The sequence below is a fragment of the Thiomonas delicata genome (genome assembly GCF_900088825.1).
GTDB classification, from domain to species: domain Bacteria; phylum Pseudomonadota; class Gammaproteobacteria; order Burkholderiales; family Burkholderiaceae_C; genus Thiomonas_A; species Thiomonas_A delicata.
Genome location: NZ_LT592171.1, coordinates 1,265,404 through 1,291,344, shown reverse-complemented (window position 1 = coordinate 1,291,344; position 25,941 = coordinate 1,265,404). Strand labels below are relative to the sequence as shown.

Sequence of the window (25,941 nt, the reverse complement as noted above, 5' to 3'; positions counted from 1 at the left end):
CCAAGGAGAGTCCAATGCATCGTCGCCTGTTTCTCCAAGCCGCTGCCGCCACCACTCTCGCTGCGCCGATGAGCCGGTTATGGGCAGCACCCGCGCCTGGCGGTCCCAAGTTCATCCTGGTGTTTCTGCGTGGCGCTTACGACGCCACCAATCTGCTCGTGCCCTACACCAGCGAGTTCTATTACGCGTCGCGCCCGCACATCGCCGTACCGCAACCGGCAAGCGGCACGGAAGGCGGACTCGACAGCGCCATCCGGCTTGACGCCGACTGGGCGTTGCACCCGGCATTGCGCGAAAGCATGCTGCCACTGTGGCGAGCCGGGCAACTTGCCTTCGTGCCTTTCGCCGGCACGCGCGACTTGACCCGCAGCCACTTCGAGACGCAAGATCACATCGAACTCGGCCAGGGTCCGCAAACCCGCGATTTCAACGATGGTTTCCTCAACCGCCTGGTGCAGCAACTCGGCGGCCACGCCCAGCCCATGGCCTTCACCGCACAGTTGCCGCTGTCGTTGCGTGGTACCGAGCGCGTGCCCAATATGGCCGTGGGCCAGATTGGCCGCAGCGGCATCGACCCGCGCCAGCAAGAGCTGCTGGAGCGCATGTGGGGCGGTACGCCGCAGGGCGCCTCGGTACGGGAGGGTTTTGCGGTGCATGCCACGGTGATGCGCGACATGCAAGCTTCAGGCTGGGAGGCCGAGATGGTGGCCGCCAGCCGCGGCGCCATCAATCCGCGCGGCTTCGTGGCCGAGGCCGGGCGCGTGGGCGGTCTGATGCGGGCCAGCTTCGACCTCGGCTTCATCGACGTCGGAGGCTGGGATACCCATGTGAACGAGGCTGGTGAGAACGGCGCCCAGGGTCAACTGGCCGACAAGCTCGGCGCTCTCGGCCAGGGGCTGGCCGCGCTGGCGCAGGCCATGGGGCCGACCTGGCGCAACACCACCGTGGTGGTGCTGAGCGAATTCGGTCGTACTTTCCGGGAAAACGGCAACCGTGGCACCGATCACGGCCACGGGACGGTCTACTGGGTGCTGGGCGGCGGCGTACGCGGTGGGCGTATTGCCGGCGAGCAAGTGGCGCTGTCGCCGGCGGCGCTCAATCAGAACCGCGATAACCCCGTTCTCACCGAAAACCGTGACCTGCTCGGCGGCTTGTTCCAGCGTTTATGGGGGCTGGAATCCAGGCAGGTGCAGGCGGTGTTTCCAGGAAGTCGGCCCGTGGATTTGAAACTACTTTGACATTTTGGTGGGTTGACAGGCTTTTGAGCCAATCTCTCATTGCAGCGTGGTTTTGCGCTTGAAGCATGGCCATGGCAACCTCATCTTTTCCGTGCGACCTCCCGCAACCTGCACCCCAGACTGTTGGCGCCGATGCCGATTTGAGCCATGCGCCAGATTTGCGGTGAGCCGGTTGGAGGGCGACGAAATTCAAGCCTGACGCTGCGCGCAGCTCGTTTTCCATGGCCCAGTCGCCGATCGGCATGTGGCTCAAACCGGCATCGGCGCCACAGTAGAGCTGCGAGCGATGTGGCCGCCCATGGCAATGCAATCAGCGTGTGAATCCGGCGACGTTCTTGTTTGGCGCCGCGCTTCTGCGGCGTCCTCTCGGTCAGGTATCTTGCGAGCGCTTCGCCGCGTGTTGTCTGTTCGGCTTCGCTGCGGTCGATAAAGACGCCACGTACCATTTCTGATTCAACGACCTTAGACCACTGAACAGCCTGCGCCTTGTTTGGAAAGACCTTCGACTGGACGGGGAAGCCCTTGCTCCGGATGCAGCACTGATAGCCGTTGCCATGCTTGCGAATTGATGCCATGCGTATGCTCCATTTGGTTGGTGGAGCTGCGTATAGCGAGGTGGGCCAGATTTGGGCCAAAGCGTGCTTTTCGCACATTTTTGGCGCTCAACAGACTTATGTAAGCTGTTGATTTTACTGGTGCCCGGAGCCGGAATCGAACCGGCACGGCCTTTTACGGCCTGCGGATTTTAAGTCCGCTGCGTCTACCTATTTCGCCATCCGGGCGCAATGTCGGACTTTGGCTCGAACGTCCCCAGGAGGCCAGAGATCGAATTGGAGGCGGGGGTCGGAATCGAACCGGCATAGACGGCTTTGCAGGCCGCTGCATAACCACTCTGCCACCCCGCCAGGTGGGCTTGCGCAGTCTTTGGTGATCGAGCCGTGGCATGGCTCAAAAGGCTGGCGCAAACAACGCGCCCGAATTCTCGCCGAAAAAAAGGGGAAGTGCTGAGCTTCCCCTTTTTCGTCATGCACGAAAAATTCGTCAAGAAATCTGGAGCGGGAAACGAGTCTCGAACTCGCGACCTCAACCTTGGCAAGGTTGCGCTCTACCAACTGAGCTATTCCCGCGAAACCAAAAATTATAGAGCAAAGAAGAGGCCTGTCAATGCCCACCGTTGGCTTGCTTGCCCGTGCATGCCGGCACCAGCCTGAACGTCGTTTGAAAACCCCAGCCGAATGCTCGCGTTGGGCTTCGGCATGGCCGGTTCGAGGCGCTCAAAGCTGCGCCGCCAGACCGCCGACGACAGCGTGCATGCCGGCATCCACGTGCAGGATTTCGGCGCTGATGCCGCTGGCGAGGTCGGAGAGCAGGAAGGCGCTGGCGTTGCCGACTTGTTCGATGGTGACGTTGCGTCGCAAAGGCGCGCTGGCCTCGTTGAACTTGAGCATCTTGCCGAAATCGGCGATGCCGGACGCGGCCAGCGTCTTGATCGGCCCGGCGCTCACGCCGTTGACCCGCATGCCGCGCGGCCCGAGGGACTCGGCCATGTATCGCACTGCGGCTTCGAGCGCGGCCTTGGCCACCCCCATGGTGTTGTAGTTGGGCACGACGCGCTCGGCACCGAGGTAGGTCATGGTGACGAGCGAGGGCATCTGGCCGGCCGCCACGCTGGCCTGCAGCAAGGGCATGGCGGCCTTGGCCAGCGCCGGGAACGAGTAGGCGGAGATGTCGTGGGCGATCCGGAAACCTTCGCGCGACAGGCCATCGATGAAATCGCCGGCAATCGCCTCGCGGGGAGCGAAACCAATCGAATGGACCAGCCCGTCGAGCTGTGGCCAGTGCTGGCCGAGATCCTTGAACAAGGCCTCGATCTGGGCGTCGTCGGCCACGTCGCAGGGGAAGGTGAGGGCGCTGCCGAATTCCCCGGCAAAGCTCTTGATGCGCTCCTCGAAGCGATCGCCGACATAGGTGAAAGCCAGCTCCGCGCCTTCGCGGTGGCAAGCCTGGGCGATGCCGTAGGCGATGGAGCGGTTGGACAACAAGCCCGTGATCAGGATGCGTTTGCCGTTGAGAAAGCCCATGTGAGGTCCAGTGGATGCGTGCCGGGATGGAAGCAAGAAGGCCGAGGCCGACTGCAGGGGGAGCAAGGCCTTTGGCGCATATGCCTTGCAATGCGGCAGAATTCTCGCATGGCCCACGCCCTCAGCCTTCGCCGACGCGCCCTGTTGCGGGTGTTTCCCATGGCCATGTTGCCGTGGGCGGCCAAGGCCGGCGCGGCCGAAGCCATGGCGCTTTACGACGCGCCGAAGTACCCGCCGGGTTTCACCCATTTCGATTATGTGAATCCCCACGCCCCAGTGGGCGGCGACCTCTGGCTGACACCGCCCTCACGGGCGGGCAGCTTCGACAAGCTCAACCCCTTCACCCTGCGCGGCACGGCGCCTCCGGGGCTGGGTGCCCTGGTGTTCGAGACCTTGATGACGTCGAGCTGGGATCAGGCCAACAGCGTGTACGGCCTGCTGGCCGACGATGTCGTCGTCGCGCCTGACCGACTGTCGGCACGATTTCGCCTGCATCCGCGCGCACGCTTTTCCAACGGCGAGGCTGTACGTCCAGCCGATGTACAGGCGAGTTTCGAGACCCTCACCGGCCCGCGTGCGGCGCTCTCCATCAAGGCGCAGTTCGCCGACATCGTGCGCGCAGTCGCCGAGGATGCGCGCCACGTGCGTTTTGAGTTCCGCCGCCCCAACCACGAGCTGCCCTTGATCGCCGCCGGGATGCCGGTGTTCTCGCGCAAGTGGGGCGGCGGCAAGCCTTTCGACGAGATCGTCAACGAGGCGCCCATTGCTTCAGGGCCGTACGCCATTGCCAGCACCTCCCAGAATCGGGACATCGTCTATGCGCGGCGTGCGGACTACTGGGGCTGGGATCTGCCGACGCGACGCGGGCAATTCAACTTTGCGCGCATCGGCTACAAGCTTTTCCGGGATGAAACCGCCCGCCTGGAGGCCTTCAAGGCAGGCGACTTCGACCTGATCCAGGAATTCATCGCCAAGAACTGGGCGCGGCAGTACACCGGGCCGAAATTCGCCAGCGGCGAACTGGTCAAGCGCGAACTGCCCAATCACAACCAGGCCGGGTTCCAGGGCATGGTGATGAACCTGCGGCGCCCGCTGTTCCAGGACGTTCGGGTGCGCCACGCGCTGGCCCTGGCGTTGGACTTCGACTGGCTCAATCGCATGTTGTTCTATGGCCAGTACAAGCGCATCCATGGCTACTTCGCCAACAGCCCCTTCGAGGCCAAGGGGCAGCCTGGAGCGGACGAACTGGCGCTTTTGCATCCCTTGCGCGCCGAGTTGCCGGCCGATGTGTTCGGCGCGCTGCCCACGCTGCCGCGCACCGATCCTCCCGGCAGCCTGCGCGCCAACCTGCTCGCGGCGCGCGATTTGCTGCGTCAGGCCGGGTGGCATTATCGCGACGGCGCGCTGCGCAATGCGCGCGGCGAGGCTTTCGTCTTCGAGTACCTCGACAGCCAGGGCTCGATGGCCAGGGTGATGGCGCCTTACGCGCAGGCGCTGGAGAGGCTCGGCATCCGCATGCAGTACAGGCTCGTCGATTTCGCCCTCTACCAGCGCCGGCTTGACGGCTTCGACTACGACATGACCACCGCCCGCTACCTGGGAAGCCCGAGCCCCGGCAGCGAGTTGCGCGAGCGCTTCGGCTCGAAGGCGGCGATGATCGAGGGCTCCGACAATGTGTGGGGCATCCGCGACCCCGCGGTCGATGCGCTCATCGACCGCGTCCTGCGGGCCAAGACCTGGACGCAGCTGGTGGCGGCCTGCCGCGCGCTGGACCGTGTGCTGGTGTGCGGCTGGTATTCGGTGCCGCAGTGGTATGCGGCGACGCATCGGGTGGCCTATCGCGCGGGTCTGTTCGGCATGCCCGCAACGCTTCCCTTGTACTACGAGCCCGAGAGCTGGGCCATGGCTTGCTGGTGGGCATTGCCGCCGGCAAGCCCCGGTGCGCGGAGGCAGCCATGAACCTGGGTTGGTACATCGCCAAGCGATTGCTGCTGATGATCCCGACGCTGTTCGGCGTGCTGCTGCTGACCTTCGTGGTGATCCAGTTCGTTCCGGGCGGCCCGGTGGAGCAGATGGTGGCCCAGTTGCGCGGCAAGAGCGAGGCGGGCGAGGCTGCCGGCGGACTGGCCTATCGCGGCCAACAGGGCATCGACCCGAGGCAATTGGCGGAAATCAAGAAGCTGTACGGTTTCGACAAGCCGCCCGCCGAGCGTTTCGTGCAGATGCTGGGGCAGTTCCTGCGCTTCGATCTCGGGCACAGCTATTTCTATCACGAGAGCGTCTGGCAGCTCATCAAGGAGCGCATGCCGGTGTCCATCACGCTGGGGTTGTGGAATTTTCTGCTCACGTATCTCATCTCCATTCCGCTGGGCATCGCCAAGGCGGTGCGCGACGGCTCGCGTTTCGATCTGGCCACCAGCATGGCCGTGCTGGTGGGCTACGCCATACCCGGCTTTGTCCTGGGGGTGGTGCTGCTCGTGTTGTTCGCCGGCGGTACGTTCTGGCAATGGTTTCCGTTGCGCGGACTGACGTCCGACGGATGGACGAGTTTCAGTCTCTGGCACAAGATCACGGACTACCTCTGGCACGTCACGCTGCCGGTGATCTCGATGGTGGCCGGCAGTTTCGCCGTCACCACCATGCTGACCAAAAACGCGTTCCTCGAGGAAATTCGCAAGCAATACGTGCTGACCGCGCGCGCCAAGGGCGCGAGCGAAAACCGGGTGTTGTGGCGGCATGTGCTGCGCAACGCGCTCATTCCCATCGTCACCGGTTTTCCATCCGCCTTCGTCGGCGCGTTCTTCGCCGGTTCGCTGCTCATCGAGACCCTCTTCTCGCTGCCCGGACTGGGTCTGTTGTCCTACGAGTCGGTGATGCGGCGCGATTATCCGGTGGTGATGGGGACGCTTTACCTGTTTACGCTCATCGGCTTGCTGACCAAGCTGGTGTCCGACCTTTGCTATGTGTGGGTGGACCCGCGCGTGCAGTTCGAGAGCTTGCGATGAGTGCCATGCCGTTTCCAGCGCCCGGTCAGGCCGGGCAAAGGCCGATGTCCCCAGGCAGGCTGGCCTGGCGGCGCTTCAGGGCCCAGCGCCTGGGCTATGTCAGCCTGTGGGTGTTCGGCGTGCTGTTCGCTTTGAGTCTGCTGGCGCCGGTGTTGTGCAACGACAAGCCCCTGCTGGTGCGCTACGACGGGCGCTGGTACCTGCCCATGTTGCACAGCTATGCCGAGACCACGTTCGGCGGGGACTTCCACACACCGACCGACTATCTGGATCCGCTGATCCGCAGGCGCCTGAGCCGGAACGGAAATTTCGCCATCTTTCCGCCCGTGCCTTACCACTACGACACCATCAACGACTTCGCCACCCTGCCCAATCCGGCGCCCCCCTCGGCCCAGAATTGGCTAGGTACGGACGACCGCGGACGCGATGTGCTGTCGCGCCTGGTCTACGGTTTCCGGGTCTCCGTACTGTTCGCGCTGGCGCTCACCGCGAGCGGCACCTTGCTGGGCATGTTGATGGGGGCGGTGCAGGGCTATTTCGCCGGCAGGGTGGACTTGGCGCTGCAGCGCGCGATGGAGGTCTGGGGCGCCATGCCCGAGTTGTATCTGCTCATCATCTTCGCGTCGATCTTCGCGCCCAGCTTCCTGCTGCTCCTGGTGCTGTTGTCGTTGTTCGGCTGGTTGGGCCTGTCCGATTACGTGCGCGCGGAATTCCTGCGCAACCGGCAGATGGACTACGTACGCGCGGCACGGGCACTGGGCGCCAGCCACTGGCAAATCATCACGCGCCACATCCTGCCCAACAGCCTGACTCCGGTCGTGACATTTCTGCCTTTCCGCATGAGCGGAGCGATCCTGGCGCTCACCAGTCTGGACTTCCTCGGTTTGGGCGTGCCGCCGCCCGCGCCCAGCCTCGGCGAGATGCTGGCCCAGGCCAAGGCCAACCTGGACGCCTGGTGGTTGTCGGGGTCGGTGTTCTTCGTGCTGGTGCTGACGCTGTTGCTGCTGACCTTCATCGGCGAGGCCTTGCGTGCCGCGCTGGACCCGCGACATGCGTCCGGACGCCGGTGAAGCCATGAACGCCACGCCCAGCCCGGCCGCGGCACGGGAACGCGGGGACGAGCCGGCCCTGCTGCAGATCCGTGACCTGGACGTGCACTTTGGCACGAAGCAGGTGGTCAGCGGCCTGAATCTGGCGCTGCGCGCCGGCGAAAAATACGCCCTGGTCGGCGAGTCCGGCTCCGGTAAGACCGTCACCGCGCTATCCATCCTGCGTCTGCTCGACGGCGCAAGGACCCGGGGACAGGTGATCTTCGATGGGCGCGACTTGCTGCCGCTGCCGGAACGCCAGCTGCGCCGCGTGCGCGGCCGCGAAGTCGCGATGATCTTCCAGGAGCCGATGAGCGCGCTGAATCCCCTGCAGCCCATCGGCCGCCAAATCGCCGAATCGCTCGAATTGCACGAGGCCATGCCGCGCCAGGCGGCGTGGAAGCAAGCCGTTGCGTTGCTCGATCGCATGGGCGTCGCGGAGGCCGCGCGGCGCGCCGGCAGCTACCCGCACCAGCTGTCCGGCGGCCAGCGCCAGCGCGCGATGATCGCGATGGCGCTGGCTTGCAAGCCGCGTCTGTTGCTGGCGGACGAACCGACGACGGCACTGGACGTGGGGGTGCGGGCGCAAATTCTGGCCTTGCTCGACGCGTTGCAGCGCGAACAGGGCCTGACCGTGATGCTCATCACGCACGACCTGCACCTGGTCCGCGGGTTCGCCCAGCGGGTGGGGGTGATGCAGCAGGGGCAACTCGTCGAACAAGGTCTCACGGCGGAGGTCTTTGATCATCCGCGGCACGCCTATACCCGGGCGCTGCTGGCCAGCCTGCCGCGGCGCGAGGTGCGACCGCTGGACGCGCGCGCACCCGTCGTCCTGCGCGCCGAGGCGGTCAGCGTGCGCTATGCCCATGGCGGATCGTGGTTGCGCAGGCGTGAACATGCCGCGATCGAGGATGTCTCGCTCGAACTGCGTGCCGGCGAAACCTTGGGACTGGTGGGTGAGTCCGGCAGCGGCAAGACCACGCTGGCTCTCGCCTTGCTCGGTCTGCAGCGCATGGCCCAGGGGCAGGTGAGCGTTGCGGGAATACGGCTCTCGGGCCTGAACGCCGCGGGCTGGCGCGAAGCCCGGCGCAAGATGCAAGTGGTGTTCCAGGACCCGTATTCGTCCCTGTCGCCACGTCGCACCATCGAACAGATCGTGGCCGAGGGCCTGACCATCCACGAACCCGAACTCGACGCCGCAGCGCGCCGCGCCCGCGTCGTGGATGCGCTCGCCGACATGGGGTTGGATGCCGAGATGCTGCCACGTTTTCCCCACGAGTTCTCGGGGGGACAGCGCCAGCGCATCGCCCTGGCGCGCGCCCTGGTTGTCAAGCCCCATCTTCTGGTGCTCGATGAGCCCACGAGCGCACTTGATATTTCCGCGCAGCAGCAGATCCTGGGTCTGCTGACCCGGTTGCAGGCCGAGCGCGGGCTAGCCTATGTGTTCATCTCGCACGATATGGCCGTGATCGCCGCCATGGCGCACCGCATCGCGGTGATGCGGGATGGAAGGGTGGTGGAGACCGGAGAGGCGATGCATTTGCTGCATCATCCTCGGCAGGCCTACACGAAGCTGCTTGTGAGGGCGTCCGGGGCAGCGCCCTGATGGGCGCCATGCCAGCGGATGGCATGGACGGCTTGCCTGAATGCGCGATTTCCCTTATAATTTCAGAGCTTAAATCCACTTGCGCGGCCTGTTTGAGGCGTTCATCGGCAAGCCGATGGGCCGGCCCGAACGGGGCCGGGCAGGCATGGATTGAAGTCGGGTTGACCAAATGGGGCGACACCAATCGCCCTTTTTTTTTGCCGGCACCCTTCGGTTGGGCGAATTGGAGCCTCCAATTGGAGCATCCGGGCGCGTAGTCGGGTGCTGGATCGGGCAATTGGAGCAGATTGGGGTGCAAGGCGGCAGTGGCATGCAGAAGTCAGCGGTAATCGAGACGACCGTCCAGGGCATGGGCTATGCCTTCGTCGAGGCCGTATGGGCCTCGGCGGGCCTGCTGCGCGTGACGATCGACCGCGTCGACGGCGACGCCATCACGGTCGATGATTGCGAGCGTGTCACGCGGCAACTGCAGTATGCGCTGGAGGTCGAGGGCCTGGATTACAAGCGCCTCGAGGTTTCGTCGCCTGGGGTGGACCGTCTTCTGCGTTTGCCGGATGATTGGGTGCGCTTTGCCGGTTTGGAAGTCGAAGTGACCCTGCGCACTCCATTTCAGGGCCGCAAGAAATATCGCGGCGTGCTGCAAGGCCCGCCCGGCGATGCGGCTCAAGCCGAGCCGCAGACGTATGTGATTGTTTGGGATGATGCATTGCTGGCCGCAGCGGCCAAACCGGGAGGCAAGAAATCCGGTGGCGCCAGGTCTGCCTCGAGCAAATCGGCGAAGTCCGTGGCCAAGCCCGCGGTATCGGCCGATGCCGCGGGCGATGTGCATGAATTGCGTTTTTCCATGGCCGAGGTGCGCGAAGTCCGCCTCGTGCCCGTGCTTGACTTTAGGGGTCGAAAATCATGAACCGCGAGTTGCTGATGCTGGTCGATGCACTGGCGCATGAAAAGAGTGTGGATCGGGAGGTGGTGTTCGCCGCCGTCGAGGCCGCACTGGCTTCTGCGACGAAGAAGCGCTACACCGGCGAGGTGGATATCCGCGTGACCATCGATCGCAACACGGGAGGCTACGAAACCTTCCGTCGCTGGCTCGTGGTGCCCGATGAGGCCGGCCTGCAGCAGCCCGATGCGGAGATCCTGCATTTCGAAGCGGTCGAGCAGATTCCCGACATCGAGGTGGGCGACTACATCGAGGAACCGGTGGAGAGCATCGAGTTCGGTCGTATCGGCGCCCAAGCCGCGAAACAGGTCATCCTGCAGAAGATCCGCGACGCCGAGCGTGAGCAGATCCTCAACGACTTCCTGGAACGCAACGACAAGATCTTCGTCGGCACGGTCAAGCGCATGGACAAGGGCGATGCCATCGTCGAATCGGGCAAGGTCGATGCCCGCCTGCGTCGCGGCGAAATGATCCCAAAGGAAAACGTGCGGGCGGGCGACCGCGTGCGGGCCGTGATCTCCAAGATCGACCGTCAGGCACGCGGGCCGCAAATCGAGCTTTCGCGCACGTCCCCCGAGTTCATGAAGGAACTTTTCCGGCTCGAGGTCCCCGAAATGGAGCAGGGCCTGCTGGAGATCAAGTCCTGTGCCCGCGACCCGGGTGTGCGCGCCAAGATCGCCGTCCTCTCGCATGATCGCCGCATCGATCCGATCGGCACCTGCATCGGCGTGCGCGGCTCGCGCGTCAATGCGGTGAGCAACGAGCTTGGCGGCGAGCGCGTGGACATCGTGCTGTGGTCGGAGGATCCGGCGCAGTTCGTCATCGGCGCCTTGGCGCCGGCCAATGTGCAGTCCATCGTCGTCGACGAGGAAAAGCATGCCATGGAAGTGGCAGTGGACGAAGAAAATCTGGCCCTCGCCATCGGCCGCGCAGGACAAAACGTACGCCTGGCTTCCGAACTCACGGGCTGGGCCATCAACTTGATGTCCGCCGAGGAATCGCAGAGCCGGCAGAGCGCCGAACTCGAGATCATGCGCGAGCTGTTCAGGACCAAGCTCGACGTCGACCAGGAAGTCGCCGACATCCTGATCCAGGAGGGTTTCACGAGCCTGGAGGAAGTGGCTTATGTTCCTCTACAAGAAATGCTGGAAATCGAGTCCTTCGACGAGGAAACCGTGCACGAACTGCGCAACCGCGCCCGTGATGCCCTGTTGACCCAGGAGATCGCTCGCGAGCAAAAACTCGACGAAGTCTCGCAGGATCTCAAGAGCCTCGAGGGCTTGTCCACCGATCACATCGCGAAGCTGGCCGACGCCGGCATCCACACCCGTGACGATTTGGCCGATCTGGCCGTCGACGAACTCACGGCCATCACCGGGGCCGACGAGGCCCAGGCCAGCGCGCTCATTCTCAAAGCTCGCGAACATTGGTTCAACGCCTGAGATCCGCTGAGCAAGGAACCACACATGGCACAAACCACCGTCGCGCAACTCGCCACCGAACTGCACATCCCCGCCGCCCAGCTGCTGGAGCAACTGGCCGCCGCCAGCGTGCACAAGCAAACGCCCGACGATCCCATCAGCGAGGCCGACAAGGCCCGCCTGCTCGATCATCTGCGCGTGGCCCACGGCGTGGCTGGCGCCGAGCGCAAGAAAATCACCCTCACGCGCAAGCAGACGACCGAGATCAAGCAGGCTGATTCCACCGGCAAGGCGCGCACCATCCAGGTCGAGGTACGCAAGAAGCGCGTGTTCGTCAAGCGCGACGAGGCCCCGCCTGCCGAGGTTGCAGCGCCTGTCGCCCATGAACCCGTGGTCGACGAGGCCGAACTGCGTCGCCGCGAGGAGGAGGCCAAGCACCAGTCGGAACTGCTGGCACGCCAGGCAGAGGAGATCAGCAAGCGCCAGCGCGAAGAGGAGGAGGCAGCGCGGGCGCGCGCCGCCGAGCAGGAGCGCATCGAGCAGGAACGCCGTCTCGAGGCCGAAGCCAAGGCCAAAGCCGCACAGCAAATCCAGCAGGCCAGCGAGCAGACGAGCGAGCAGGTCGCCGAAGCCAGCCGCAAGGCCGCGGAAATGGAAGCCGAGCAGCAGGCCGCGTCGCAAGCCAAGGCTGACGCCAAGCGTGCCTCGGATGCAGCGGTGACCGCCTCGCGCGCTGCGGAACTTGCGTCCGTGGAAAAGCGACGTAAAGCAGCGGAGAAAGAAGCGGCTGCGATTCGCGACATGCTTTCGCGCCCCCGCACCGTGCTGCACGCGCCCAAGCCCGAGGTGGCTAAGCCCGCCCCCGAGGCCGCGGCCAAGCCGGGCGCCACGATCAAGGGCACCATTCACAAGCCGGCCGCCGGCCCCGCCAAACCTGCATCGGCCACTGCCGGGGCGGGGGCGGCCGACGCCAAGGCGAAGAAGCAGGTCAAGTCCGAGCAGTTGTCGTCCTCCTGGGCAGACGAGGCGGCCAAGCGCCGCGCCATCAAGACGCGTGGCGACACCAGCGGCGGCACCGCCGCCTGGCGCGGCGCCAAAGGTGGCTCGCGCCGCGATTCGCGCGAGAAGGAGCAGCCGCGCTTCGTCGCCCCGGTCGAACCCCAGGTGCGCGAGGTGCACGTGCCCGAGACCATCACCGTCGGGGATCTGGCGCACAAGATGGCGGTGAAGGCGTCGGAAGTCATCAAGGTGCTGATGAAACTGGGCCAGATGGTCACCATCAACCAGGTGCTGGACCAGGAAACCGCGATGATCATCGTGCAGGAGATGGGGCATCAGGCGATTGCCGCCAGGCTGGACGACCCGGAGACTTTCCTGGAAGAGGAGGGCCAGGCGCATCACGAGGCGGAATTGCTGCCCCGTGCCCCGGTGGTCACCGTCATGGGCCACGTCGACCATGGGAAGACCTCGCTGCTCGACTACATCCGCCGCGCCAAGGTTGCATCAGGCGAAGCCGGAGGCATCACCCAGCATATCGGCGCGTATCACGTGACCACGCCGCGCGGCATGATCACCTTCCTCGACACGCCCGGCCACGAGGCGTTCACCGCGATGCGCGCGCGTGGCGCCAAGGCCACCGACATCGTGATTCTGGTGGTGGCGGCCGACGACGGGGTGATGCCGCAGACCAAGGAAGCCATTGCTCATGCCAGGGCCGCCGGCGTGCCCATCGTCGTGGCGATGAACAAGATCGACAAACCCGAGGCGAATCCGGACCGCGTGAAGCAGGAACTGGTCACCGAGCAGGTGGTGCCTGAAGAGTACGGCGGCGACTCTCCGTTCGTCCCCGTCTCGGCCAAGACCGGCCAGGGCATCGACGAATTGCTGGAAAACGTGCTCCTCCAGGCCGAAGTCCTCGAACTCAAGGCGCCCGTCGACGCGCCGGCCAAGGGGCTGGTGATCGAAGCCCAGCTCGACAAGGGCCGCGGTCCCGTGGCCACCGTGCTGGTGCTCTCGGGCACGCTCAAGCGCGGCGACGCGGTGCTGGCGGGTTCGAGCTACGGCCGCGTCCGCGCCATGCTGGATGAAAACGGGCGTCCGGTGCAAAGCGCCGGCCCGTCCATCCCCGTGGAAATCCAGGGCCTGACCGAGGTGCCGAGCGCGGGTGAGGAAATCATCGTGCTGCAGGACGACCGCAAGGCGCGCGAGATCGCGCTGTTCCGCCAAGGCAAGTTCCGCGACGTCAAACTCGCCAAACAGCAGGCCGCCAAGCTGGAGAACATGTTCGAACAGATGGCCGAGGGGGCGCAGACGCTGAACCTCATCATCAAGTCCGACGTCCAGGGCTCGCAGGAGGCCTTGGTGCACGCGCTGACCAAGCTGAGCACCGAGGAGATCAAGGTGCAGGTGGTGCACGCCGCGGTCGGCGGCATCACCGAAAGCGACGTCAATCTGGCGATCGCTTCGCAGGCCGTGATCATCGGGTTCAACACCCGTGCCGACGCCGGCGCGCGCAAGCTGGCCGAGCAAAACGGCATCGACATCCGCTACTACAACATCATCTATGAGGCTGTCGACGAGATCAAGGCGGCCATGTCGGGCATGCTCACCCCCGAGAAGCGCGAGGAGGTGCTGGGCTTGGTCGAAGTGCGCCAGGTGTTCCGCATCACCAAGGTCGGCACGGTTGCAGGCTGCCGCGTGCAGTCGGGCGTGGTCCGGCGCTCGGCCCAGGTCCGCGTGTTGCGCAACAACGTGGTCATCCACACCGGCGAGCTGGATTCGCTCAAGCGCTTCAAGGACGACGTGCGCGAGGTCCAGGAAGGTTTCGAGTGCGGTCTGTCGTTGAAGAACTTCCAGGACCTGGAAGAGGGCGACCAGCTCGAGGTCTTCGAGGTCAAGGAAGTGGCGCGCACGCTCTGATGCAACACGCCCCTGCGCCAACCCCTGACAGGTGGCGCGCCGGGGCGGAATGCTTTCTTCCCGACACACTCAAACGACCATGCCACGCCAGGCCACCAGTCCGCACCGGATTCACCGCATCGCCGACCAGATCCAGCGCGATCTCTCGGAGTTGATTCCGCGCGAACTGCGCGACCCGCGCATGGGCCTGGTCACCATTGCAGACGTGCAGCTCACCCCCGATTACGCCCACGCGCGTGTTTACTTCACCGTTCTCGGCGCCGAACCCGATCATGTCATGGCCGCATTGAACGAGCGCGCCGGCTATCTTCACAGCTTGTTGTTCAAGCGTTTGCGCATTCACACCGTGCCGACGCTGCATTTCGTGTTCGATGAATCCACGCGCAAGGCCAGCGACATGAACAGTCTGATCGCGCAGGCTGTCGCCAGCTCCGCGAAAGACGACTGAGCAACAGGCCTCGGCAGGCAGTCATGGCGGCAACACAACCATCCCGGTGGCAGTCGGTGCACGGCGTCGTGCTGCTCGACAAACCGCGCGGCTGTACGTCGCAGAATGCCCTGCAGCAAGTGCGTCGCGCCCTGCGTGCGGAGAAGGCCGGCCATACCGGAACGTTGGATCCTCTGGCCGACGGCTTGTTGCCGCTGTGCTTTGGCGCGGCAACCAAGTTCGCTCAAATCCATCTCGAGGCCGACAAGGCTTATCGGGCCGTGCTGCAACTCGGCGTGACCACCACCACGGACGATGCCGAAGGCGAGGTGGTCGAACGCAGGGACGTGCCGAACATCACGCAAGACGGCTTGCACGCCGTGCTGCAAGGCTTCATTGGCAACATCGCCCAGACTCCACCCATCTACAGTGCACTCAAGCGCGCAGGCAGGCCGCTCTATGCCTATGCCCGGGCGGGGCTGGAGGTGCAGGCGCAACCCAGGACGGTGCGCATCGACGCCATCGAATGGGCCGGGCTCGAAGGGTCTCTGCTGACCCTGGACGTGCGCTGCGGCAAGGGGACCTATATCCGCGCCTTGGCCCGCGACATCGGCCAGGCGCTGGGGTGCGGCGCGCACCTGGCGGCCCTGCGCCGCACCGCGAGCGGTGGTTTCGACGTGCGCCAGGCCTGTACGCTGGATGCACTGCGCGAACTGGATGCCCAAGGCGCCCAGAGCCATCTGCTCCCGGTGGACTGCCTGGTGCAGGATTTGCCGCGTGTCGACCTGGACATGTCGCAAAGCGCCCGTATGCTCCACGGCCAGTCCATGACCCTGGACACGGCGCCAGATCTGCCCCTTGGTTCCGTGCGCCTGCACGGTTTTACAGATTCGAAGACGCCATGCTTTCTTGGCATTGCCCGTTGGGACGGCCACGCGCTGTCGCCGCAACGCCTGCTCAGTAACGAGGAACTGCAACACGCAGTCAACACACCATGACCCGATCCATCCGCAACATCGCCATCATCGCCCACGTCGATCACGGCAAAACCACCATGGTCGACCAGCTGCTCCGGCAGTCCGGCACCTTTCGCCAGAATCAGCAGATCGCCGAACGGGTGATGGACTCCAACGATCTCGAAAGGGAACGCGGCATCACCATTCTGTCGAAGAATTGCGCGGTCGAGTGGAAGGGCACGCACATCAACATCGTCGACACCCCCGGCCACGCCGACTTCGGCGGCGAGGTCGAGCGCGTGCTGTCGATGGTCGACAGCGTCCTGCTGTTGGTGGACGCGGTGGAAGGCCCGATGCCGCAAACCCGCTTCGTGACCAAGAAGGCCTTGGCGCTGGGCCTCAAGCCCATCGTCGTGGTCAACAAGGTGGACCGACCCGGGGCGCGCGCCGACTACGTGATCAACGCCACGTTCGAGCTGTTCGACAAGCTCGGCGCGACCGAGGAGCAGCTCGATTTCCCGGTGGTTTACGCCTCGGGACTGAACGGCTGGGCGACGTTGACCCCGGGCGAGATCGGCACCGACCTCGCGCCGCTGTTCGACGCCGTGCTGCAACACGTGCCGCCGCACCAGGGGCTGGCCACCGACCCGCTGCAGCTGCAGATCTGCTCGCTCGACTACTCCACCTTCGTCGGGCGCATCGGCATCGGGCGCATCAACAGCGGGACCCTCAAGCCGATGCAGGAGGTCGCGGTGTACAGCGGCCCCGATTCCACGCCGTTCAAGGCGCGCGTGAATCAAGTGCTCAAGTTCGAAGGGTTGGAGCGCAAGCAGGCCGAAAGCGCGGAGCCGGGGGACATCGTGCTGATCAACGGCATCGAGGACATCGGCATCGGCGTGACCCTCACCAACATCGACAATCCCCGTCCCTTGCCGATGTTGCTGGTGGACGAACCGACCCTCACGATGAATTTTTGCGTCAACACCAGCCCGCTGGCCGGGAGAGAGGGCAAGTTCGTCACCAGCCGCCAGATCCGCGACCGTCTGGACCGTGAACTGCAGAGCAACGTGGCGCTGCGCGTGCGCGACACCGGCGAGGACGGCGTGTTCGAAGTCTCGGGTCGCGGCGAGTTGCACCTCACCATTCTGCTGGAGAACATGCGCCGCGAGGGGTATGAACTGGCGGTATCGAAGCCGCGCGTGGTGTTCCACGAGGTCAACGGCCAGCGTCAGGAGCCGATCGAACTCGTGACCGCCGACGTGGAGGAGCAGCACCAGGGCGGCGTGATGCAGGCGCTAGGCGAGCGCCGCGGCGAACTGGTCAATATGGAACCCGATGGCATGGGACGGGTGCGTCTGGAATACCGCATCCCGGCGCGCGGCCTCATCGGCTTCCAGAACGAGTTCATGAATCTGACGCGCGGCACCGGCCTCATCAGCAATATCTTCGACGGCTACGACGCCTACAAGGGCGAGATCTCCGGGCGCAAGAATGGCGTGCTCATCAGCCAGGACCAGGGTGAAATCGTCACCTACGCCCTGGGCAAGCTCGACGACCGCGGCCGTATGTTCGTCAAGCCTGGCGACCCGGTGTACGAGGGCATGATCGTGGGCATTCACAGCCGCGACAACGACCTCATCGTGAACGCGGTGCGGGCCAAGCAGCTCACCAATTTCCGTGTTTCCGGCAAGGAAGACGCCATCAAGATCACGCCGCCGATCGAACTCACGCTCGAATACGCGGTCGAGTTCATCGAGGACGATGAGCTGGTCGAAATCACGCCCAAGTCGATTCGTCTGCGCAAGCGCTACCTCACCGAGCACGAGCGCAAACGTGCCGGGCGCGCCGACGCGCAAGCGGCCTGACGCGCCTTCAGCCGCAAGCGCCAGCCCGCTTTGCCACGCTGCCATGACGGTTCGATCCACAGTTCTGGCGCGGCATGCCGGGGCGGCGCTGGCCATGGTCGTGGCCACCTTGATGTGGAGCCAGGCCGGGGTCATCACCCGTCATCTGCACAGCGCCGACGGCCTGGTGCTCGTGTTCTGGCGCAGCGCCTTTGCCGCGCTCGGCGTGCTGGCCTGGCTGCTGTGGCAGCAGGGGCCTCGTGCCACGGCCCGAGACCTGCGCACGGCGCCGCGCCTGTTGTGGCTGTCGTCCGTGTTCTGGGGCCTGATGTTCACCGCTTTCATGGTCGCGCTCACGTTGACCACGGTGGCACAAACCCTGGTGGCAGACAGCCTGAGTCCTCTGATCGCAGCGGTTCTCGGCTGGGCGGTGTTGCACCACAGGCTTCCCGCGCGTACCTGGGGTGCGATCGCTCTGGCCATGCTGGGCATGGGCTGGATGGTGTGGAGCAATCTGCGGTCCGCACCCGGTGACGGGCACTTGGCAGGCCTGCTGGTGGCTTTGATCGTTCCCTTTGCCGCGGCGGGCAATTGGGTCAGCCTCCGCCGCGCCGGCAGTGCCGTGCCCATGCAGGCCGCGGTGATGATCGGCGCTTTGTTGTCCGCACTTGCCGTTTCCATCCCCGGTTGGCCGGTGGCGGTCGACGGACATGACCTGTTCTGGCTGGCCTATCTCGGCGTTTTCCAACTTGCCTTGCCCGGGATGCTCGCCGTCTGGGCCGCGCAGCGGTTAGCACCGGCCGAGGTGGGATTGCTGGGTTTGCTCGAAGTCGTGTTCGGCACGCTCTGGGCCTGGATCGGCGCTGGCGAACGCCCTGCCGGCAGCACCCTGATTGGAGGCGCACTGATTCTGGCCGCGCTGATCGGCAACGAGATTCTGGGCAGGCACCAGGCCCGTCGCCTTTGTAAGGCACGAGAGGAATTGGCGGGCGTTTGAGCATGGCGCATTCCCGGTTTGCCTTGCTGATGACCGCCGTCACGGCAATCACGGCGATTTGGCTCACGTCTTGCGGCGGAGGCGGCTCATCGCCCCCGGCAACCGCGCAGCGCAAGGCGATGGGCATTCTCGTGCCCTTGTATGCCTATCCGCAGGTAACCAGCGGCAGCGGCGCCAGCCAGGTGGCACAAGCCAGCCCGGCGTGGACCGCCGTCGCCTCGGGGGCGGCCCTCGTTCCCACCATCGCCATCATCAATCCGGCCAGCGGTCCCGTCGCATGCACGAACCCGGCTTCGGCCACGCTGCTGGACTTCCAGCGCGGCATCGCACAGCTGCACGCCAGTGGCGTGACGGTGCTGGGCTATGTGCACACCAGCTATGGCCAGCGCCCGCAGTCGGCGGTTTTGCAGGACGTGCAGACCTATGCGCAGTGCTATGGCCTGGATGGCATCTTCTTCGACGAAATCTCGGCCAGCGCCAGCTATGCGAGCTACGACGCGTCCATCGCGAATGCCGCGCGCGGCGGGATCAGAGCACCGAGCGGCGCCCCGGCGCTCGTCGTCTTCAATCCCGGCACCTACCCAGAGCCACAGGTGGCGCAAAGCGCCGACATCACCGTGATGCATGAAAGCGCCGATCTCAACGTGCCTGCAGCGCCTGCAGCCTTGGCAGCCTATCCGGCAGGCCGCTGGGCTTATCTTGCTTTCGGTATCAGCCAACCTGTGCAAGGCGCGCTGTCCAAGTTGTTTGCCGACGGCACCGGGGATGTCTACATCACGGATCAGGGTGCCGGCGGAACCGATCCGTGGACACAGATCGCCACGGATTACGTTGGCTTGGTGCAGGCGATCCAGGCCCTCAACCGTACTGCCGCGCCATGATGCGCGTCGGTGACGTTCATGGCCGGCGGCCGCTGGCCATGAACGAATTCATGATCCTGCCCTGGGCGAAGGTGTCGCCTGCGAGAAGAAGCGATAGGTGCCACGCCCGGCTTCCTTCGCGACATACATCGCCGTATCGCTGTTCTTGAGCAGGGTTTCGACATCGTCACCGTCCTGCGGGTAAGCCGCGATACCGATGCTTGCGCCGATGTGCAAGACGAGGCCGTTGATCAGAAAGGGTTCGGCGAGGGCATCGAGTATTTTCCTGGCCACGAGGGCAGCGTCCTGGATTGCGTTGAGCCATGCGAGGAGGACGATGAATTCGTCCCCGCCCTGTCGGCCAACCGTGTCTTCCCCACGCAGCGTTGTTTTCAGGCGCTGGGCGACGGCTTGCAGGAGCTGATCGCCTGTGTCATGCCCGAGTTCATCATTAATGCTCTTGAATCGATCCAGATCGATGAACATGACAGCGAACTGAGCCTGGGTTCGTCGTGCGCGAGCCAGGGTTTGCTGCATGCGGTCCTGGACGAGGCGACGGTTGGGGAGGTCGGTCAACGCATCGTATTGTGCGAGGTGGTTGATTTCCGCCTCTGCCGCCTTGCGCTCGGTGATGTCGTGCATGATGCCGATGAACTTGCGCTCGCCGTTCAGAGAAAACTCTGAAATCCTGATTTCCATCGGAAAAATCTGGCCATCGCTCCGACGCGCCTGTACCTCGCGTGTGGTGCCAATCACATGGGCTTCCTCCGTTTGCAGATAATGTTCCAGATATCGATTATGTTCGCTGGCACTGGGTTCTGGCATCAGTAACGAGACATTTTTCCCGATAACCTCCGCAACGTCGTATTTGAAAATGCGCTCGGCCGCCGGATTGAAAAGCTCGATGTCGCCGTTGGCAGCAATGCTCACAATGCCTTCGTCCACATTGTCGAGAAGCAGACGTACGCGATTCTCACTGTCGCGCAGACGTGCGTTTGTGGCGCGCGCCTTCCGCTCGGAATGAGCCAATGCATTAACCAGAGGCGCCAGCAACCAGCGGAGTGACAGGAGTGCCGCGCCAAGAAGGCCGAGCATCAAGGGCAGGAGATAATATAGTTGACCCCATATCGGAGCATAAAGCTCAGAGCTGTCTATTTTGAGAACCATGCCAAGGCCCGAGTCACCCAGGGGTCTGTAGGCCGCGACAACTTGCTGGTGTCTGTAGTCCTGCGAAATAATGAAACCCGTTTTTCCATCCAGGGCATAATCCATAGGAAATGGGCTGCCTTGGGAGGAAGTTCGAGGTAGGTTGAAAATATTATGCATCAGCGTAGTGGGGAAGCATCGCATCATGTCTTTCCCGGATGAGGCGCACAAGGCCAAATCCGATGTTGTGTGCAACCCCTTGCGCCGAACGAACATGCTGCCAAGGGTTGGTAGGGGTTTTTCCGTGAGTGCCGACCCGATCACATGCTTTCCATCCACGATCGAGACTGACATGCGCAAAAAGAACCGACCTCCTTTATAGAGGAGTTGCGTCTGGTCGGGGACGTGAAGGGGGGCTTCAAGTTCGGGGCGCTGCAAGAAATGACCCGCCCGGACAATTTCGTGCCCGCGCCGATCGAACAGCGCGATGGCCGAGAATCCGGTTGAAACGAATGATTGCACGCCTTTTTGCAATGCGGCCACGTCGGCATCATGATGGCCCGGTGAATTCAGGAGCTCTATTTGTTGAATGATAAACGGGCGCGTCGCCACCATGGTAGTTTTCTCGAAACCTTGACGTAGCTCGGTCATGGCGAGGGATGCATGATTTTCCAGGGATGATTGCAGACTATTGATAAGTAAGTTTTCAGCATGATTTTTCATGATGTAGAAAACCATCACGCCGGCCGATACTGTCATTGCGATTAAAATCGCCCTTGCGATAGCAATGATATATTTTGGATTGATTTTTGATCGTTGCATGCTTGAATTCCATGGCGTGCCGAGATGTTTGACGTTTCTCGTGCTGCGCAATCGAGGTCGAATTTCGATGTGTAGGTTGCATCTATGCGGCACATGCAGCCTATATGAAAATGGGAATCCAGGAAATGGGATGAGCACTGACCACATCGGCATGGGAGGTAAGGTGTAGGCCTTGTAATTACGTGGCTTGCCGGCCTTGAGCGCCGCGATCAATCAGGCGCAGAGTCGGAGCGCGTTCATGCCAAGCATTGAACTCCGCACGCCGTCGTCCGGCGTCTTTCACCGTCTTCAAGGACATTTGGGCCTTGAGGTTGGTGGCGCGGTTGCGTCCGGCTTCGTGTTCGTCACTGCTTGCGTTCGATCAGGCAAAATCCTTCCCACGCATGCAAGCCATCGACTTATCCCGTGTTCAGTTTTGCCGAGCCGCTTTTCCGCGAGAGGCAAGGTCAGACGAGATCGCCGCATGCAGGTAGGCCGCTATGACGTGGCCATCATCGGCGCCGGTGCTGCCGGCATGATGTGCGCGGCCGTGGCGGGGCAACGCGGTCGGCGTGTGGTTCTCATCGAACATGCACACCGGGTTGGCGAGAAGATCCGGATCTCCGGCGGCGGACGTTGCAACTTCACCAATGTGCATGCCGGCCCCCAGCACTATCTCTCGCGCGAGCCGCAGTTCGCACGCGACGTGCTGCGCGCCTATTCGCCCCGCGACTTTATGGCATTGGTGAAGCTGCATCGCATCGGTTTCCACGAAAAACACAAAGGCCAGCTGTTCTGCGACGACAGCAGCCAACGCATCATCGACATGCTGCGCGCGGAATGTGCTCAGGGCCGCGTGCAGTGGATGCAACCTTGCGGCGTACGGCATGTCGAGCCGACCGGCGCCGGTTTTCGTCTCGGTACCGATCACGGCGTTTTGTTGGCCAGGCGCGTCGTGGTGGCCACGGGCGGCTTGCCCGTGCCCAAGATCGGGGCCTCCGATTACGGCCTGCGCCTGGCGCGCCAATTCGGCCTGCAGGTGGTGCCGCCTCAGCCAGCGTTGGTTCCCTTGACCTTTGCCACGGAGCATTGGCAGCCCTTTGCCGGGCTGGCCGGCGTGGCTGGCGAGGTCAAAGTGTCGTGCGGCGCGCAGAGCTTTGACGAAGATCTGTTGTTCACGCATCGGGGTTTGTCGGGCCCGGCCATTTTGCAGATCTCCAGCTTCTGGACTCCGGGCGATAGTCTCCGGATCGATCTGGCCCCGGGCCACGACCTCGGCAGGCTGTTGCGGCAGGCCAAAACGCAGTCGCGCCAGTCGCTGCTGAATGTGCTGGCGCAATGGATGCCCAGGCGCCTGGCCCAGGTCTGGGTGGAAGCGCAGGGCCTTCCGGGCGACCGGCGCCTTGCTGAAGTGGCGGACGCCAAGCTCACGGCGCTCGGCGCTACGCTGGCCGCCTGGTCGGTGCGGCCCAGCGGCACGGAGGGCTGGCGCAAGGCCGAGGTGATGCGCGGCGGCGTCGACACGGCTGAGCTTCACCCGCTCACACTCGAGGCGCGCCGGGTTCCGGGCCTGCACTTCATTGGCGAAGTGGTGGATGTGACGGGTTGGCTGGGCGGCTACAACTTCCAGTGGGCCTGGGCCAGCGGCCATGCGGCCGGTATGGCCGTCGGCGCGTCGCCGGACTGACGCACGCCAGGCGTCGCCCTTATGCTGCGTGATCCCGAGTCCCGATACGAATCCGAACCGCCCCGCCATGCCTGAGACGTCCGATGCCGCGCCGCATGTCCGGCCATCTGCGAACGCGTTTGCCGAACCCAGCCCCGTGATGCGGGCGTTGCTGCAACGCATGGCCCGCGCCGGACACCCGCCCCTGTGGACATTGAGCGTCCAGCAGGCGAGGCAGGCCTATGACCTCGCGACCGGTGTGCTGGATGTGGCACCGCCATCCGAGGTGGACGTCATCGACCTGGACTGTCCGACGCGCGATGCGAAAAGGCTGCGCGTGCGCCGATACCAGGCCAGAGGCGACAAGACCGCCGCGGCATGGGAAGAGCCGTCCGGAGCCTTGCTCTACACGCACGGCGGCGGTTTCGTCATCGGCAGCGTGACCACGCACGACATCCTGTGCCGGCAACTGGCGCTGTATTCCGGTTGCGCCGTGTTGTCGCTGGACTACCGCTTGGCCCCCGAGCATCCGTTTCCAACAGCGGTGGATGACGCCTGGGATGCGCTGATCTGGCTGCGCGAAAATGCGCCCATGCTCGGCATCGACCCCGAGCGCATCGCCGTCGGCGGCGATAGCGCGGGGGGCACCCTGGCGGCGGTATGCGCCATCATGGCGCGCGATGCAGGCTGGCCGCTTGCCCTGCAGATGCTGTTCTACCCCGGTACCGCCGGATGGGCCAACACGGCCTCGGCTCAGCGCTACGCGCATGGCTATTTGCTTGAGCGCGAGCACTTGGACTGGTTCTTCGGCCATTACCTGCGCGACCCCGGCGAACGCGACGACTGGCGTTTCGCACCTTTGCTGGCGAGTGATCTTTCCGCGCTCGCTCCGGCGTGGATCGGCGTTGCCGGGTGCGATCTGTTGCACGACGAAGGCGTGCTCTACGCCGATCGGCTGCGGCAGGCCGGTGTGGCGGTGGAGTTGCGCGAATGGCCGGGTGTGACCCATGATTTCATCCGCATGGGACGCGCTCTGCACGAGGCGGGAGAGGCTGTCCGCGCTGCGGCTGCGGCCCTGCGCACGGCCTTGTGCGTGCAGACTTGACGCCGGCCAACCCGCAGACCTCCAGCGGGAATCCGCTTTCATCAGCCACTTCACCACACGCATGCCCATGATGCATTCGCAACGCGCAGATTTCCGTTTTTTCCATCGGCTCCAGGTGCGCTGGGCCGAGGTCGACATGCAACAGGTCGTCTTCAACGGACATTACCTCCTGTATTTCGACACCGCCATGAGCGCGTACTGGAAAGCGCTCGGCCTGCCCTATGCACAGGCGTTGCAAACCCTGGGTGGCGACTTCTACGTGAAAAAGGCGGCTCTGACGTACCACAGCCCTGCGCGTTTGGACGACTGGATCGAGATCGGCATCGGCCTGGCCAGGCTCGGCAAGAGCAGCATGGTGCTGCGCACGGCGATGTTCGTACAGGACCGCCTGCTCACCAGCGGCGAAATGGTCTACGTGTTCACCACGCCAGGCCCGCAAGCCCGCGCGCAAGCCATGCCGCAAGCCCTGCGCGAATTGCTCGAGTCCTACGAGCGCGGCGAACCGATGCTGCGCGTTCAACTGGGGGATTGGCATGCGCTCGGCGAGCATGCGCGCGCGATTCGCACGGCCGTCTTCGTGCACGAACAGGGCATCCCCGCCGAGCTGGAATGGGACGAGCACGACGTGCGTTGCCGCCACGCCGTCGTGTTCAACCGCCTGGGCATGCCGGTGGCCTGCGGCCGGCTTTTGCCCGACGGGCATATTGGCCGCGTGGCGGTGATCCAGGCCATGCGCGGCAGTTTGACCGGCCGATTGCTGATGCGCGATCTCATGCACGAGGCGAAATTGGCGGGTCATCGGCACGTGGAGATCTCGGCGCAGCAGGCCGTCACGGAGTTCTATCGCAAGCTGGGTTTTGCCAGCATCGGCCCACCGTATCTGGAAGCCGGCATCCCCCATGTGCCGATGCGGGCGGATCTGGCCCGACTGCCGGTCTCGCCGGCGCCATGATTATTTCATCGCATCGACGTGAGGCAAGCCGCTGGACCCGGCGCCGCGCAAGCGCTCCCGATGTGCTTGCCGTGCGCGCCAGTTCCAGACGAAATCCACCGGGGCAGCGGGCATCGGTTGATGCTGCAGTTCGCGCACATGCACGCCGCCGTCCTGCTCCAGGCGCAGAAGGGTAGAGCTACGCGTGCCATAGCCTGGCATGCGGATGAAGTTGGCGGAAAGCGCGCGCTCCCGCTCCAGGCTCACGCCGGTGCTGGGCAGTGCCGCGTCAGCGGCCGAACGGTCGTGGAGCAGGGCGCCGCGCAAAGCCTCAAACTGGTCTGGCAACTCGCGCGACACCTGCTGCGCCAGCGCCGTTTTCATTCCGACGACCTTGGGCCAGGGGGTGTCCAGCGCGGCGTTGGACAAGCCATGCACCCCAGGCTCCACCTCACGCAAGGCCTGGGGATGGTTGGACAGCCAGACCAGTTGACCACACGCCGCGTCCCCAAGCAGCAGATTGAAGCCGGCGTAGTTCTGCGCGTCTTGCATGACTGCCTCGGCATAAGCGCCTGGGCCGCGGTTCGGCATGGCATGCTCACCGCGCGGGTCGACACCGAGGAGGTAGCGTAGGGGCAGAAGGCCGCGCGATGGGGCCTGCGGCCGTTCGCGCCCAGGGTCGCGCACATTGGTCACGGCGGCGAAGCGCCCAGTGTCGGACAAGCCGAGCCAAATGCCGCCGCTACGCGAATCCCGTCCGCTCAACACCAGGACTGGCAGCTGCGGATCGGGCTGCCACCAGCGCATCGGCAGGGTGGGGCGGTCCAGCCACTCGTCGCGATTGGCGGCCAGCAACAGGGTTTGCGCATGCCCCGGCTGCCATGACCAAGCCATCAGGCACATTGCATCG

The 25,941-nt window shown here is 64.3% G+C and carries 21 protein-coding genes and 3 tRNA genes; 16 read left to right on the top strand and 8 right to left on the bottom strand.

Features of this window, described 5'->3' with window-relative positions; genetic code table 11:
- Positions 1-14: 14 nt before the first annotated feature.
- Positions 15-1,238, top strand: coding sequence for a DUF1501 domain-containing protein (locus tag THIARS_RS15615; RefSeq protein ID WP_094161696.1), 1,224 nt, complete (start codon positions 15-17; stop codon positions 1,236-1,238).
- Positions 1,239-1,318: 80 nt separating this feature from the next.
- Here THIARS_RS15615 and THIARS_RS18415 read toward each other — a convergent pair whose 3' ends face one another.
- The 5 genes from THIARS_RS18415 to fabI form a co-directional block, all read right to left on the bottom strand.
- Entirely contained in the window at positions 1,319-1,813 is a 495-nt protein-coding gene (locus tag THIARS_RS18415) for a hypothetical protein (protein WP_141202443.1), read from the bottom strand.
- A gap of 118 nt (positions 1,814-1,931) precedes the next feature.
- A tRNA-Leu gene (locus THIARS_RS15610) sits at positions 1,932-2,020 on the bottom strand.
- Between the two features lie 49 nt (positions 2,021-2,069).
- Positions 2,070-2,143 (bottom strand) — tRNA-Cys (locus THIARS_RS15605).
- Between the two features lie 146 nt (positions 2,144-2,289).
- Positions 2,290-2,365, bottom strand: a tRNA-Gly gene (locus tag THIARS_RS15600).
- Between the two features lie 147 nt (positions 2,366-2,512).
- Entirely contained in the window at positions 2,513-3,319 is an 807-nt protein-coding gene (fabI, locus tag THIARS_RS15595; RefSeq protein WP_094161695.1) for an enoyl-ACP reductase FabI, read from the bottom strand.
- A 108-nt stretch (positions 3,320-3,427) separates the two neighbouring features.
- Between fabI and THIARS_RS15590 the strand changes: the two genes are divergently transcribed.
- Positions 3,428-5,278: an extracellular solute-binding protein gene (locus THIARS_RS15590; RefSeq protein WP_186436711.1), complete on the top strand. Its 1,851-nt coding sequence runs from the start codon at positions 3,428-3,430 to the stop codon at positions 5,276-5,278.
- Here the strand turns inward: THIARS_RS15590 and THIARS_RS19325 are convergent.
- Positions 5,200-5,460 carry a hypothetical protein gene (locus tag THIARS_RS19325; RefSeq protein WP_483887653.1) on the bottom strand — a complete coding sequence of 87 codons (261 nt, stop codon included), beginning with the start codon at positions 5,458-5,460 and terminating at the stop codon, positions 5,200-5,202. The genes THIARS_RS15590 and THIARS_RS19325 overlap by 79 nt on opposite strands.
- On the opposite strand from THIARS_RS19325, the gene THIARS_RS15585 reads away from it, so the two are divergent.
- From THIARS_RS15585 to THIARS_RS15535, 11 genes are all read left to right on the top strand, one after another.
- Positions 5,341-6,324 (top strand): microcin C ABC transporter permease YejB, encoded by a 984-nt coding sequence (locus THIARS_RS15585; protein ID WP_483887654.1) that lies wholly within the window; start codon positions 5,341-5,343, stop codon positions 6,322-6,324. The genes THIARS_RS19325 and THIARS_RS15585 overlap by 120 nt on opposite strands.
- Positions 6,325-6,329: 5 nt before the next feature.
- Positions 6,330-7,394, top strand: a complete 1,065-nt coding sequence (locus tag THIARS_RS15580; RefSeq protein ID WP_094162182.1) for an ABC transporter permease — start codon at positions 6,330-6,332, stop codon at positions 7,392-7,394.
- 4 nt (positions 7,395-7,398) lie between these two features.
- The gene (locus tag THIARS_RS15575; RefSeq protein WP_094162181.1) at positions 7,399-9,018 is read left to right on the top strand and encodes an ABC transporter ATP-binding protein; all 1,620 of its coding nucleotides are present in this window, start codon (positions 7,399-7,401) and stop codon (positions 9,016-9,018) included.
- 310 nt (positions 9,019-9,328) lie between these two features.
- On the top strand, positions 9,329-9,925 hold the full coding sequence (locus THIARS_RS15570; protein WP_094162180.1) for an LSm family protein: 597 nt from the start codon (positions 9,329-9,331) through the stop codon (positions 9,923-9,925).
- Positions 9,922-11,400 carry a transcription termination factor NusA gene (gene nusA / locus THIARS_RS15565; protein ID WP_094161694.1) on the top strand — a complete coding sequence of 493 codons (1,479 nt, stop codon included), beginning with the start codon at positions 9,922-9,924 and terminating at the stop codon, positions 11,398-11,400. Before THIARS_RS15570 ends, nusA begins: the two co-directional genes overlap by 4 nt.
- 24 nt (positions 11,401-11,424) lie before the next feature.
- Entirely contained in the window at positions 11,425-14,298 is a 2,874-nt protein-coding gene (gene infB, locus THIARS_RS15560) for a translation initiation factor IF-2 (RefSeq protein WP_094161693.1), read from the top strand.
- 79 nt (positions 14,299-14,377) lie between these two features.
- On the top strand, positions 14,378-14,746 hold the full coding sequence (rbfA, locus tag THIARS_RS15555; protein WP_094161692.1) for a 30S ribosome-binding factor RbfA: 369 nt from the start codon (positions 14,378-14,380) through the stop codon (positions 14,744-14,746).
- A 23-nt stretch (positions 14,747-14,769) separates the two neighbouring features.
- On the top strand, positions 14,770-15,723 hold the full coding sequence (gene truB / locus THIARS_RS15550; protein ID WP_094161691.1) for a tRNA pseudouridine(55) synthase TruB: 954 nt from the start codon (positions 14,770-14,772) through the stop codon (positions 15,721-15,723).
- Positions 15,720-17,546, top strand: a complete 1,827-nt coding sequence (gene typA / locus THIARS_RS15545) for a translational GTPase TypA (RefSeq protein WP_094161690.1) — start codon at positions 15,720-15,722, stop codon at positions 17,544-17,546. The genes truB and typA overlap by 4 nt, the downstream gene beginning before the upstream one ends.
- Positions 17,547-17,589: 43 nt before the next feature.
- Positions 17,590-18,522, top strand: a complete 933-nt coding sequence (locus THIARS_RS15540; protein WP_094161689.1) for a DMT family transporter — start codon at positions 17,590-17,592, stop codon at positions 18,520-18,522.
- 2 nt (positions 18,523-18,524) lie between these two features.
- The gene (locus tag THIARS_RS15535) at positions 18,525-19,403 is read left to right on the top strand and encodes a spherulation-specific family 4 protein (RefSeq protein WP_094161688.1); all 879 of its coding nucleotides are present in this window, start codon (positions 18,525-18,527) and stop codon (positions 19,401-19,403) included.
- A 48-nt stretch (positions 19,404-19,451) separates the two neighbouring features.
- On the opposite strand, the gene THIARS_RS15530 is transcribed toward THIARS_RS15535, so the two are convergent.
- Positions 19,452-21,350: a diguanylate cyclase domain-containing protein gene (locus THIARS_RS15530; RefSeq protein ID WP_186436709.1), complete on the bottom strand. Its 1,899-nt coding sequence runs from the start codon at positions 21,348-21,350 to the stop codon at positions 19,452-19,454.
- A 463-nt stretch (positions 21,351-21,813) separates the two neighbouring features.
- Between THIARS_RS15530 and THIARS_RS15525 the strand changes: the two genes are divergently transcribed.
- From THIARS_RS15525 to THIARS_RS15515, 3 genes are all read left to right on the top strand, one after another.
- Complete coding sequence (locus THIARS_RS15525; protein WP_094161686.1) at positions 21,814-23,016, top strand: BaiN/RdsA family NAD(P)/FAD-dependent oxidoreductase; 1,203 nt, start codon at positions 21,814-21,816, stop codon at positions 23,014-23,016.
- A gap of 67 nt (positions 23,017-23,083) precedes the next feature.
- A complete protein-coding gene (locus THIARS_RS15520; RefSeq protein ID WP_094161685.1) occupies positions 23,084-24,100 on the top strand; it encodes an alpha/beta hydrolase in 1,017 nt (338 codons plus the stop codon).
- A 67-nt stretch (positions 24,101-24,167) separates the two neighbouring features.
- The gene (locus tag THIARS_RS15515) at positions 24,168-25,052 is read left to right on the top strand and encodes a YbgC/FadM family acyl-CoA thioesterase (protein WP_186436708.1); all 885 of its coding nucleotides are present in this window, start codon (positions 24,168-24,170) and stop codon (positions 25,050-25,052) included.
- Here the strand turns inward: THIARS_RS15515 and THIARS_RS15510 are convergent, their stop codons facing one another.
- A complete protein-coding gene (locus tag THIARS_RS15510; protein ID WP_186436707.1) occupies positions 25,053-25,925 on the bottom strand; it encodes an NRDE family protein in 873 nt (290 codons plus the stop codon). It lies immediately after the preceding gene.
- Positions 25,926-25,941: the final 16 nt, after the last annotated feature.